The organism is Anoxybacillus ayderensis, from assembly GCF_013761015.1.
Classification (GTDB): Bacteria; Bacillota; Bacilli; order Bacillales; family Anoxybacillaceae; genus Anoxybacillus; species Anoxybacillus ayderensis.
Genome location: NZ_JACDUV010000003.1, coordinates 81,082 through 94,460 on the forward strand (window position 1 = coordinate 81,082; position 13,379 = coordinate 94,460).

The 13,379-nt window shown below is 40.8% G+C and carries 11 protein-coding genes; all 11 read left to right on the forward strand.

Annotated elements, in window-relative coordinates:
- Positions 1 to 867, forward strand: a complete 867-nt coding sequence (locus tag HNR63_RS04850; RefSeq protein WP_021094607.1) for a 2-oxoacid:ferredoxin oxidoreductase subunit beta — start codon at positions 1 to 3, stop codon at positions 865 to 867.
- Positions 868 to 986: 119 nt separating this feature from the next.
- Entirely contained in the window at positions 987 to 2,567 is a 1,581-nt protein-coding gene (gene miaB, locus HNR63_RS04855) for a tRNA (N6-isopentenyl adenosine(37)-C2)-methylthiotransferase MiaB (RefSeq protein WP_085789101.1), read from the forward strand.
- 1 nt (position 2,568) lies between these two features.
- Positions 2,569 to 3,003, forward strand: a complete 435-nt coding sequence (locus tag HNR63_RS04860; RefSeq protein ID WP_009362669.1) for a YlbF/YmcA family competence regulator — start codon at positions 2,569 to 2,571, stop codon at positions 3,001 to 3,003.
- Positions 3,004 to 3,159: 156 nt separating this feature from the next.
- Entirely contained in the window at positions 3,160 to 3,696 is a 537-nt protein-coding gene (locus HNR63_RS04865; RefSeq protein WP_181519980.1) for an outer spore coat protein CotE, read from the forward strand.
- A 75-nt stretch (positions 3,697 to 3,771) separates the two neighbouring features.
- Entirely contained in the window at positions 3,772 to 6,336 is a 2,565-nt protein-coding gene (gene mutS, locus HNR63_RS04870) for a DNA mismatch repair protein MutS (protein ID WP_181519981.1), read from the forward strand.
- A gap of 13 nt (positions 6,337 to 6,349) precedes the next feature.
- Positions 6,350 to 8,176 (forward strand): DNA mismatch repair endonuclease MutL, encoded by a 1,827-nt coding sequence (gene mutL, locus HNR63_RS04875; protein ID WP_181519982.1) that lies wholly within the window; start codon positions 6,350 to 6,352, stop codon positions 8,174 to 8,176.
- 117 nt (positions 8,177 to 8,293) lie between these two features.
- Entirely contained in the window at positions 8,294 to 9,229 is a 936-nt protein-coding gene (miaA, locus tag HNR63_RS04880) for a tRNA (adenosine(37)-N6)-dimethylallyltransferase MiaA (RefSeq protein WP_085789182.1), read from the forward strand.
- 34 nt (positions 9,230 to 9,263) lie between these two features.
- A complete protein-coding gene (hfq, locus tag HNR63_RS04885; RefSeq protein WP_009362664.1) occupies positions 9,264 to 9,488 on the forward strand; it encodes an RNA chaperone Hfq in 225 nt (74 codons plus the stop codon).
- Positions 9,489 to 9,603: 115 nt separating this feature from the next.
- Positions 9,604 to 10,533, forward strand: coding sequence for a stage V sporulation protein K (gene spoVK / locus HNR63_RS04890; RefSeq protein ID WP_019418281.1), 930 nt, complete (start codon positions 9,604 to 9,606; stop codon positions 10,531 to 10,533).
- A gap of 124 nt (positions 10,534 to 10,657) precedes the next feature.
- Positions 10,658 to 12,217, forward strand: a complete 1,560-nt coding sequence (locus HNR63_RS04895) for a fatty acid--CoA ligase (protein ID WP_181519983.1) — start codon at positions 10,658 to 10,660, stop codon at positions 12,215 to 12,217.
- Between the two features lie 12 nt (positions 12,218 to 12,229).
- Entirely contained in the window at positions 12,230 to 13,372 is a 1,143-nt protein-coding gene (locus HNR63_RS04900) for an acyl-CoA dehydrogenase family protein (protein WP_181519984.1), read from the forward strand.
- The last annotated feature ends 7 nt before the right edge of the window (positions 13,373 to 13,379 follow it).

The following is a 13,379-nucleotide window of genomic DNA, read 5'->3' on the forward strand; positions in this document are numbered from 1 at the left end:
ATGGCGACATTTAAAGATTTCCGTAATAATATTAAACCGAACTGGTGTCCAGGTTGCGGCGACTTTTCTGTGCAGGCGGCTATCCAACGCGCAGCTGCCAACGTTGGACTTGAACCACATGAACTTGTTGTTGTCTCTGGAATTGGTTGTTCAGGTCGTATTTCTGGTTACATTAACTCATATGGCTTCCATGGTGTTCATGGCCGAGCGCTTCCAATTGCTCAAGGGGTAAAAATGGCAAATCGCGATTTGACTGTCATTGCTGCTGGTGGCGACGGTGACGGATTTGCGATCGGAATGGGGCATACAATTCATGCTATTCGACGTAACATCGACATTACGTACATCGTCATGGATAACCAAATTTACGGTTTAACGAAAGGTCAAACATCACCGCGTAGTGAAGTTGGATTTAAAACGAAGAGTACACCACAAGGGTCAGTTGAGCCAGCGTTGTCGATTATGGAAATGGCATTAACAGCAGGGGCAACATTCGTCGCTCAAAGCTTTTCTAGCGATTTAAAAGAGTTGACGCAATTAATTGAAGAGGGCATGAAGCATAAAGGGTTCTCACTCATTAACGTATTTAGCCCTTGCGTCACATACAATAAAGTGAACACGTACGATTGGTTTAAAGACAATTTAACGAGCTTAAGTTCAATTGAAGGATACGATCCGTCTAATCGCGAAATGGCGATGCAAACGTTAATGAAACATAAAGGGCTTGTGACAGGGCTTATTTATCAAAATAAAGAGCGCAAATCATATCAAGATCTTGTGCCAGGTTATAGCGAAAAACCACTAACTGAAGCGGATTTAACAATTAGTAAAGAAAAATTTGATCAACTCGTTGCAGAGTTTATGTAAGACAGAAAAGAGGGTGGTAGAGGCCATCCTCTTTTTCATGGAAAAAACATTGTTTAAAAGTCCGGAAAATAATATACTATGTTAGTGTGCATGTATGAACAAAAGAAAGGAGAATAACGATGAACGAAAAGCAACGTTTACAGTACACAGCACAAATTGAAACAGATCATCCAACGGACAAAAAATCCGCTTTGGATGACAATTTACAGCGTCTAAAGCAAAAAACGAGCCAAGACTATGAAAAATATTTTTCAACTGTATTTGTTCCCCCATCTTTGAAAGAAGCAAAAAAACGCGGAAAAGAGGAAGTAAAATATCATAAAGATTTTTCTATTCCTGAAGAATTTCGTGGTATGGGGAACGGTCGCAAATTTTACATTCGTACGTATGGCTGTCAAATGAACGAGCATGACACAGAAGTGATGGCCGGTATTTTTATGGCACTTGGTTATGAGCCGACGGATCGTCCAGAAGATGCAAATGTCATTTTGTTAAATACATGTGCGATTCGTGAAAACGCGGAAAACAAAGTATTCGGAGAAATTGGCCACTTAAAGCCATTGAAACAAAACAACCCTGATTTATTGCTTGGGGTATGTGGCTGTATGTCGCAAGAAGAGTCAGTTGTTAATAAAATTTTAAAACAATTCCAATACGTTGATATGATTTTTGGTACGCACAATATTCATCGTCTTCCGTATATTTTGAAAGAAGCGTACATGTCAAAAGAAATGGTTGTTGAAGTATGGTCAAAAGAAGGCGATGTCATTGAGAATTTACCGAAAGTGCGAAAAGGAAATATTAAAGCATGGGTTAATATTATGTACGGTTGCGATAAGTTTTGTACGTACTGTATTGTTCCATATACACGTGGCAAAGAGCGCAGCCGCCGTCCAGAAGATATTATCCAAGAAGTGCGTCACTTAGCTGCACAAGGATATAAAGAAATTACTCTTTTAGGACAAAACGTGAATGCGTATGGAAAAGACTTTACCGATATGAAATATGGCCTCGGGGATTTAATGGATGAATTACGCAAAATTGATATTCCACGCATTCGTTTCACTACAAGTCATCCGCGTGATTTTGATGACCGTTTAATCGAAGTGTTGGCGAAAGGCGGAAATTTAGTTGAGCACATTCACTTGCCTGTACAGTCTGGAAGTAGTGAAGTGTTAAAAATGATGGCGCGTAAATATACGCGTGAACAATATTTGGAGCTTGTTCGTAAAATTAAAGAAGCCATTCCAGGTGTCGCGCTTACAACGGACATCATTGTCGGATTCCCAAATGAAACGGATGAGCAATTTGAAGAAACGTTATCGCTCTATCGTGAAGTCGAATTTGATTCAGCATTTACGTTCATTTACTCGCCACGTGAAGGAACGCCAGCAGCGAAAATGGTTGACAACGTGCCGATGGAAGTGAAAAAAGAACGTTTACAACGATTAAATGCATTAGTAAACGAAATTTCCGCGAAGAAAATGAAGGAATATGAGGGACAAGTTGTCGAAGTATTAGTAGAAGGGGAAAGCAAAAACAATCCGGATGTCCTCGCGGGATATACGCGCAAAAACAAGCTTGTTAACTTCGTTGGACCAAAGTCCGCGATCGGTCAATTGGTTAAAGTGCGAATTACAGAAGCGAAAACGTGGACGTTAAACGGAGAAATGGTAGAAGAAGCGATTGAGGTGAAATAAGGTGGCGAAATATACGAAAGATGACATCGTACAAAAAGCAAAAGAATTAGCTAAAATGATTGCTGAAACAGAAGAAGTGGAAATTTTTAAACAAGCAGAAGCAAAAATTCATGAAAATGAAAAAGTGCGCACGATGATTGCTAAAATTAAATCGTTACAAAAACAAGCTGTCAACTTACAACATTATGGAAAAATTGAAGCGCTGAAAAAAGTGGAAGCAGAAATTGACGAGATTTACGAACAGCTATCAGACATTCCAATTGTAGAACAATTTAAACAATCACAAGTAGAAATTAACGATTTATTGCAGCTTGTTGCATCCACCATTTCAAAAACAGTGACAGACGAAATTATTACATCGACAGGTGGCGATGTGTTACGCGGAGAAACAGGTGCCCAAGTGAAACATAGCCATTGCGGTCATTGTCATGAATGAGTCCATTTCATATGGGCTCTTTTTTTATTTTTCGCACATATTTCGAAGGAGTTGCATACAATGAACTATACGGAATGATTGTTTTTTTATGTACACTTTTATGTTTCCTGTGCATAGGATAAAATGAACAATGCATTTTTGAGGAGGGTTTGTTTCATGTCCCAATACAGAGAAATTATTACAAAGGCAGTCGTGGGAAAAGGACGAAAGTTTACGCAATCGACACATACCGTTTCCGCGCAACATCGTCCGACAAGCGTGCTCGGTTGCTGGATTATTAATCATCGATACGAAGCGAAAAAAGTGGATCGTAGTGTTGAAATTCACGGGAAGTATGATGTGAACGTTTGGTATTCGTACAACGATAATACGAAAACGGAAGTGTTGACAGAAACGGTATCGTACACAGATGTCATTCCGTTAAAGTATCGTAATGAAGAGCTGATTAGTGAAGAACAAGAAGTGATTGCGCGCGTTGTTCAACAGCCGAATTGCTTAGAATGCACGATTGCTCCGAATGGAAATAAAGTCACTGTGGAAGTAGAGCGCGAGTTTGTTGCAGAAGTCATCGGAGAAACGAAAGTCCGCATCGCCGTCGTGGATACACCATCAGACGAGGTAGATGAAGATATTGATGCAGAATTAGAACAGCTAGATGAAGAGCTTCTTCAAGAAGAAGGCAATAAAAACTAGGAAGTTTATTCTTCCTAGTTTTTATTTTTTGTTATAATAATTGAAGTCAATATTTTGGGCGTTGGAGGAAAAATCATGGCTTATACACCAATGATTCAGCAATATTTAACAATTAAGTCACAATATAAAGATGCCTTTTTGTTTTTTCGTCTCGGTGATTTTTATGAAATGTTTTTTGAAGATGCCATTAAAGCGTCACAAGAGTTAGAAATTACTTTGACAAGCCGCGATGGTGGCGGGGAAGAACGAGTGCCGATGTGCGGTGTCCCTTATCATTCGGCTGCCATGTACATCGAGCGTTTAATTGAGAAAGGCTATAAAGTTGCGATTTGTGAACAAGTCGAAGATCCAAAAACGGCCAAAGGGGTTGTGCGTCGAGAAGTTGTGCAACTCATTACCCCTGGAACAGTGATGGAAGGAAAGCAACTAGAAGAGAAAGCAAACAACTATTTAGCTTCATTAACGTCATTTGAAGATGGGACGTACGGATTTGCATATACGGATTTAACAACCGGTGAAAGTCGTATGACGATGCTTCATTCATTTGAAGATGTATTCAATGAAATTTACTCGATTGGCACAAAAGAAATCGTTGTCGCGACCGAGTACAAAGAACAATGTCAACCTCTGAAGGAGCGATATGCTCTTACCATTTCGAGTGAAGATGAAACAATGATTCCACCTTCTTGTGAATCGATTGTTTCTCATTTGAAACAAGAAAAATTACTTGTGACGTTTGGAAGGTTATTAAATTATTTAATTAAAACGCAAAGACGGAATTTAGCCCATTTACAGCCTGTAGAGTTGTATGAAGTTGATGCACATATGAAAATTGATGTGTATTCCAAACGAAATTTAGAGTTAACAGAAACGATTCGAACGAAAGGGAAAGCGGGCTCTCTTTTTTGGCTTCTTGATGAGACGATGACAGCCATGGGTGGTCGTTTGCTTAAACAATGGATTGACCGTCCATTATTAGATCGTGAAAAAATTGAGCAGCGATTACACATCGTTGAACAACTGCTCATGCATTATTTCGAGCGACAAGAATTACGCGAATATTTGCGCGGTGTATATGATTTAGAGAGACTAGCTGGCCGTGTGGCATTTGGAAATGTGAATGCCCGCGATCTCATTCAATTGAAAAAATCGTTAAAGCAAGTCCCGTTCATTTCTACCCTTCTGATGAACATGCGTGACGAGCATATTCAATCATTTGCCCAACATTTAGATGCATGCGAGGACCTTGTTCAATTGTTAGAAGAGGCGATTGAAGAAAATCCACCGCTTTCTGTGAAAGAAGGTGGAATTATTAAAGATGGTTATAATGAAACGTTAGATCGATTTCGGGATGCTAGTCGAAACGGAAAAACATGGATTGCCCAGTTAGAAGCGAAAGAGCGGGAGTTAACAGGAATTAAGTCGTTAAAGATTGGTTACAACCGAGTGTTTGGATATTATATCGAAGTAACAAAAGCAAACTTGCATTTGTTGCCAGAAGGGCGATATGAGCGTAAACAAACGTTAGCTAATGCGGAACGATTTGTGACGAAAGAGTTGAAAGAAAAAGAAGCGCTCATTTTAGAAGCAGAAGAAAGAAGTATGGAACTAGAATACGAACTGTTTGTTTCTATCCGTGAACAAGTGAAGCAATATATTGTTCGTTTACAAAAATTAGCGAAATATATAAGCCAACTAGACGTTTTACAATGTTTTGCTACTGTCAGTGAAAAATATAACTACTGTAAGCCGCAGTTTTCTTATGATCGCCGTCTTGTGATTCAACAAGGGCGACATCCTGTTGTGGAGAAAGTGCTGGGATCGAACGTCTACGTTCCAAACGACTGTTATATGGATGCCGAACGAGAAATGCTTCTCATTACAGGTCCAAATATGTCTGGGAAAAGCACATATATGCGTCAAATTGCCTTAACAGCTATTATGGCGCAAATTGGGTGCTTTGTTCCAGCACAAGAAGCGATATTACCGATTTTTGATCAAGTGTTTACGCGGATTGGGGCGGCTGACGATTTAGTGGCAGGTCAAAGCACATTTATGGTGGAAATGTTAGAAGCGCGTCATGCGATCGTCCATGCGACACAAAACAGCCTCATTTTATTTGATGAAATTGGTCGAGGAACATCCACATATGATGGGATGGCGCTTGCTCAAGCGATGATCGAATACATTCACGATCGCATTGGTGCCAAAACGTTATTTAGTACCCACTATCATGAATTAACAGCGCTTGAACGACGATTGCCGCGTTTAAAAAATGTTCATGTTAGCGCAATTGAAGAAAATGGCACCGTCATCTTTTTGCATAAAATTAAAGAAGGTCCAGCGGATAAAAGTTACGGTATTCATGTAGCCCAATTAGCGAAGTTACCGTTAGATTTAATTCAAAGAGCGGAACAAATTTTACGTGAATTTGAAACAAATTCAACAGGTGTGGTGAAAGAAAATAGAGAAACATTTGAGCAGTTAAGTATGTTTGAGGAGCAACACCAAGAAGAGCGTTTGAGCGTATCGAAAAAAGAGAAAGAAGTGATCAAGCGCATCCAGTCTCTTCAGTTGCTTGATATGACACCGCTTGAAGCGATGAATAAACTATATGAAATTCAAAAGCTATTAAAATGAAAGGAGGGAAATTGTGGGGAAAATTCGTAAGCTGGATGATGCGTTAGCAAATAAAATTGCGGCAGGAGAGGTCGTTGAGCGTCCAGCTTCTGTCGTGAAAGAACTTGTTGAAAATGCGATCGATGCCCATAGTACGATCATTGAAGTAGAGTTAGAAGAAGCGGGATTAGCGAAAATTCGCGTTGTTGACAATGGTGATGGATTAGAAGAGGAAGACTGTTTTTTAGCGTTCGAACGGCACGCAACGAGCAAAATTAAAGATGAGGCGGATTTATTTCGTATTCGTACGCTCGGTTTTAGAGGGGAAGCGTTACCTAGTATTGCCTCTGTCTCACATTTGGAACTGAAGACGAGCACAGGGGAAGGTCCGGGAACGTTGCTCATCTTAAAAGGTGGAGAGCTTGTACAAAATGGTCGGACGAGCAGTCGAAAAGGAACGGATATTACTGTTTCGCACTTATTTTTCAATACGCCCGCTCGCTTAAAATATATGAAAACGATTCATACGGAACTTGGACATGTTGTGGATGTGATGAATCGTTTAGCACTTGCTCATCCACATATTTCGTTTCGATTAACACATAATGGGAAGCAGCTGTTTTATACGAACGGAAATGGGGATGTGCGGCAAGTATTAGCAGCTATTTACGGATTTGATGTTGCGAAAAAAATGGTTGCGATTCATGCAGAAACGCTTGATTTTACGATTGACGGCTACGTTGCTTTACCTGAAGTGACGCGCGCTTCCCGGAACTACATGACAACGATTGTAAATGGACGATATATTAAAAACTATACGCTATATAAAGCGATTGAAGAAGGATATCACACGCTTCTTCCGATTGGCCGGCATCCGATTGCATTTTTAAATATCGTCATGGATCCGCTTCTTGTAGATGTGAACGTTCATCCAGCGAAGTTGGAAGTGCGTTTTAGTAAAGAAGGGGAATTAAATGAACTTGTTCAACAAACAATTCGTCAAGCATTTCAAAAAAAGACGTTAATTCCTGAGGTAACGGCACCGCGAGCAGAAAAGACGAAAACAGAGCAACAAACGTTTTCGTTTGAACATATCGTGAAAGAATCGCATATTGTTCCTCCACGTACAACGATTTCACATCATGAACAAGGAGAAAAAAAAGAAGAACGAATGGTGTTAGAGGAACGAGAAGAACGTGTTTACGAGAAGGATACGAAGCCGATTGATGTCGAACCAATCGTTGAAAACAAACATGTAGCAGATGAAGCAAATCAAGAGCGCATTCCGCCATTATATCCGATTGGACAAATGCATGGGACGTATATTTTAGCTCAAAATGAAAATGGTTTGTATATTATTGACCAACATGCGGCACAAGAACGGATCAAATACGAATATTTCCGTGAAAAATTAGCAACCGTGACAAATGAATTACAGCCGTTGCTTATCCCATTGACGCTCACTTATTCATCAAGCGAGTATGTATTGATCGAAAGCTATCGCGAACAGTTAGCTGCTTGCGGTGTGTTTTTAGAGCCATTTGGTCATAACAGTTTTATTGTTCGTTCTCATCCTCAATGGTTTCCAAAAGGGGAGGAAGCTACAATTATTGAGGAAATGATTAAGCAAGTGTTAACGATGAAAAAAGTAGACATAAAGCAACTTCGCGAAAAAGCAGCAATCATGATGAGTTGTAAACAGTCGATTAAAGCGAACCAATTTTTGCGCAACGATGAAATATTTGCGTTGCTTGAATCGTTGCGTAAAACAAGCGATCCGTTCACATGTCCACACGGTCGTCCGATTATTATTCACTTTTCTACTTATGAATTAGAAAAAATGTTTAAACGAGTCATGTAAAAAGCAGATGTTTTTCATCCGCTTTCAAATAAAAATTTTTTAAAATGAGATGATAAAATGTACATCGTTTGTCTATAATAAATAAATGTGAATTAGCGTGGAAAGTAGTGGTATTTTATGGGAGAGAAAGTCGTTGTGTTAATTGGTCCAACGGCTGTAGGGAAAACAAAAATGAGCATAGAGTTGGCCAAGCGTTTACATGGAGAAATTATTAATGGAGACTCGATGCAAGTATATAAAGGATTAGATATTGGAACCGCTAAAATTTGTCAAGAAGAAATGGAAGGTGTACCACATCATTTATTGGATATAAAGGAACCGCACGAATCTTTTTCTGTTGCAGAGTTTCAGACGCTTGCTCGTTCGCTCATTACAGATATAACAAAACGCGGAAAACTGCCGATCATCGTTGGTGGTACAGGGCTATACATTCAATCTGTGATTTACGATTATCAATTTTCAGATGCACCATCAAATGAAGCGTATCGCCAGTCGCTAGAACAATGTTCACCGATTGAACTTTACGAGCGACTCAAACAAATTGATCCGCCAAGTGCGGAACGTATTCATCCGAATAACGTTCGTCGTGTCATTCGTGCATTAGAAATTTATCATTGCACAGGGAGAACAATGACAGAATGGCTAAAAGAACAAAAAAGGAAACTCGTGTATAACGCAGCGCTCATTGGATTGACGATGGAACGTGAGAAACTATATGAGCGCATTAATGAACGGGTAGATCAAATGATTGATCAAGGGTTGATTGAAGAAGTGAAACGATTGTATGAACAAGGTTTACGCGACTGTCAAGCGATTCAAGCGATCGGTTATAAAGAGCTATATGCATATTTAGATGGACAAATCACGCTTGAAGAGGCGATCGAACAGTTGAAACAAAACTCTCGTCGTTATGCGAAACGTCAGTTTACATGGTTTCGTAATCAAATGCCTGTTCAATGGTTTGACATGACTGATGATACAATGTTTGAAAGGCGAGTAAATGAAATTTCGCATTACATAGAAGGAAAGTTTCACTTTGAGGCGAATATATAGACGTAATGTAGAGAGAAAAGAGGAGGACGAAGTAATGAAAAACACAATAAACATTCAAGACCAGTTTTTAAACCAATTGCGCAAGGAAGAAACGACGGTTACTGTATTTTTACTCAATGGATTTCAATTGCGTGGTTTAGTAAAAGGATTTGACAATTTCACGGTGTTATTAGAAGTAGATGGAAGACAACAATTAATTTATAAACATGCGATTTCTACGTTTGCACCTCAAAAAAATGTGAAAATTGAAATGGAGTAAGCCAAATCGCTCACCATATCGGTGGGCGATTTTTTCGTTAGGCATTTGTCACGAAATGGGCGACAACAGCGTATATTGATAAAAGAAGCAACGATGAAGGAGAGGTGACGTCGCCTTGTCAGAGTTGACGATGAAGCAAACAAAAAGTCAAATTAATATTGTGCTTAATGCAAAAAACGTCAATTACTTATCGAAAGAAGAAACGACAAATCGAATTGATTATCATCAACATGCCGTGTTAAAAGAGATTCAAAAAGAACTAGATGAATTAGTCGGGTTAAATGAAGTGAAAAAATTAATTAAGGAAATTTACGCATGGTTATATATTAATAAAGCACGTCAAGCCAATGGATTAAAAGGGAATAAACAATCGCTTCATATGATTTTTAAAGGAAATCCTGGGACAGGGAAAACAACAGTGGCCCGTATTCTTGGAAAGTTATTTTTAGAAATGAACGTCTTATCTAAAGGACACTTTATTGAAGCAGAACGTGCAGACTTAGTTGGGGAATATATTGGACATACGGCGAATAAAACTCGCGATTTAATAAAAAAAGCGCGAGGTGGGATTTTATTTATTGACGAAGCGTATTCACTTGCACGCGGAGGAGAGAAAGATTTTGGAAAAGAAGCAATTGATACGTTAGTAAAAGGAATTGAAGATTTTTCGGATGATTTAGTCGTTATTTTAGCGGGATATCCAGCTGAAATGGATTATTTTTTGTCGTTAAATCCAGGATTACCTTCCCGCTTTCCGTTGATGCTCGAATTTCCTGATTACACAACGGAAGAGCTTGTACAAATCGCAAAACAAATGCTCCATATAAGAGAATACGAGCTTACTTCTGAAGCCGAGCGAAAGTTGCGCGAACATATTGAACAACTACTAGCTGGGGGATATCAAAGAAAATTTAGTAACGGTCGTTACATTCGAAATTTGATTGAAAAAGCAATTCGGAAACAAGCGGTACGTTTGTTGCATGAAGGGCGCTATGACAAAAAAGAACTGATGATCATACGAGAGAGGGATTTAGTTGTTGAATAAATTGGGAAGGGAAACCTTCCTTTTTTTATATTAGGAAAGAAGGGTTTCCTTTTTATTTGTAGAATATAATCTGAAAATAAAAAGTATTATTTACATGAATAAAAAAGAGAAGGAGGGGTTTGTTTTGTATTTAACGATTGGTGAAGTGTTCGCACAAACGGTAAGAAAGTTCCCGAAAAAAGAAGCGCTTGTTGATGTTCGTACAGGGCTTCGCTATAAGTACGAACAATGGGCAAAAGAAGTGGACAAACTTGCAAGCGCTTTCTTAAAAGCAGGGGTGCGAAAAGGGGATCGTATATCGACCGTGTTATTTAATACGGCGGAGCTTGCGACCGCTTTTTTTGCGTGCGCGAAAATCGGTGCGGTTTTTAACCCGATTAATTTTCGCTTGCGGCCAAAAGAAATCGCTTACATTTTAACGGATGCTACCCCAAAAATCGTATTATTTGAGCAAGCAGTCGAACCACAAATTACAGCCATCCATCGTGAATTTCCACACATTTCTTTTTGGATCATTGACGGACAAGTGCCAGCGTACGCGGTTTCTTATCACGAACAAATCCAACATGCAAGCGACGAACTTCCAGCAATCGACGTTTCCGAAAATGATTTGTATGCGATTATGTATACAAGCGGAACGACAGGGCGGCCAAAAGGAGTGATGCATCGACACCGCGACATGGTTGAACAAAGCTTGATTTGCAATTCGGTGATGCGCATTCGTGAAACAGAGCGCGGGCTTGTTACCGCCCCAATGTTCCATTGCGCAGAATTGCATTGCTGCTTCCTCCCGCGCGTTCACGCGGGCGCAACGAACGTCATCGTTCACCATTTTGACCCGAAACAAGTATTAACCGCCATCGAACAAGAGAAAATTACCGTGTTATTTGCCGCGCCGACGATGTGGAATATGATTTTGCAAGAAAAATTGTCAGAGTACGATTTATCCTCACTTCGCATTGGGTTGTACGGAGCGGCCCCGATGGCGCCAGTGCTTGTGAAAGAATGTAAAGAGCGGTTAGGCATTGATTTAATTCAAGCGTACGGCATGACAGAAATGGGGCCAGCGGTGACTTTCTTATACGAAGAGGAGCAGTTAACGAAAGCGGGATCTGCCGGACGCGCATGCTTAAACCATGAAATTCGCATCGTCAAACCGCGAGAAGACGGACCGTCTGACCCTGATGACATTTTACCTCCAGGAGAAGTCGGAGAAATTATCGTCAAAGGCCCATGCATGATGATCGGCTACTACAACCGCGAAGATGCGACGGAAAAAGCGATGTATAAAGGCTGGTATCATTCTGGCGATTTAGGCTATATGGATGAAGACGGCTATTTATACGTTGCCGACCGCGTCGACGACATGATTATTAGTGGCGGCGAAAACGTCTATCCGCGCGAAGTAGAAGACGTGCTTTATGAACATGAAGGCGTGCTTGATGTTGCGGTGCTTGGCGAGCCGGATGCCTTGTGGGGAGAAAAAGTCGTTGCATTTGTTGTGAAAAAGGACCCACAGCTTAACGCGGAACAGTTAGAGGCGTTTTGCAAACAAAGCGACAAGCTCGCTCCGTATAAACGGCCGCGTGCCTACTATTTTGTCGACGCGTTGCCACGCAATGCGAGCGGGAAAATCCAAAAATTTTTGTTGCGCGAGCAAATGAAAAACATGGCGCAATCATAGGATGGTGACAACATGGCAACGTATTTCCACGAAGAACATCACATTTTTCGTGAGGCGTTCCGCAAATTTTTGCAAAAAGAAGCGTATCCGTTTTATGCCGATTGGGAAAAACAAGGGATTATCCCGCGTGAGTTTTGGCGGAAAATGGGGGATAACGGGTTTCTTTGCCCATGGGTAGACGAAACATACGGTGGATTTGGTGCCGACTTTGGCTATTCGGTCGTGATAAATGAAGAATTAGAAAAGGTAGGATCAAGCCTTGTCGGCATCGGCTTGCATAACGATATCGTCGTTCCGTATATCGCATCGTATGGAACAGACGAACAGAAGAAAAAATGGCTACCAAAATGCGTGTCTGGGGAAACCATTACCGCCATTGCGATGACCGAACCAGGCGCTGGTTCTGATTTGGCGGGCATTTCGACAACAGCGATGAAACAGGGCGACGACTACATCGTCAACGGGCAAAAAACGTTTATTACAAACGGCATTCATGCGGATTTAGTCATTGTCGTCTGTAAAACAAATCCGCAAGCAACCCCGCCACATAAAGGCATTAGCCTCCTTGTTGTCGAGCGCACAACCCCAGGGTTTACACGTGGACGGAAGCTAGAAAAAGTCGGCTTGCATGCCCAAGACACGGCCGAGCTATTTTTTAGCGACGCAAAAGTTCCGGAAGAAAACTTGCTTGGAGAAGAAGGAAAAGGTTTTTACTATTTGATGGAAAAATTGCAACAAGAGCGTCTCATCGTTGCGATCGCTGCGCAAACAGCGGCAGAAGTGATGTTTGATGTAACGAAACGATATGTGAAAAACCGCGCGGCGTTTGGAAAAACAATTAGCCAATTTCAAACGGTTCAGTTTCGGCTCGCGGAAATGGCAACGGAAATTGCACTAGGGCGCGCGTTTCTTGACGATGTCATCGAACAACATATCGCGGGGAAAGACGTCGTAGCGAACGTATCGATGGCGAAATGGTGGATTACGGAAATGGCAAAGCGTGTCGCTTCGGAAGGGATGCAACTTCACGGAGGATATGGCTATATGGAAGAATATGAGATTGCAAGACGCTATCGCGACATTCCGGTTAGCGCCATTTATGCCGGCACGAATGAAGTGATGAAAATGATCATCGCGAAACATCTTGAACTTTAGGAGGGTG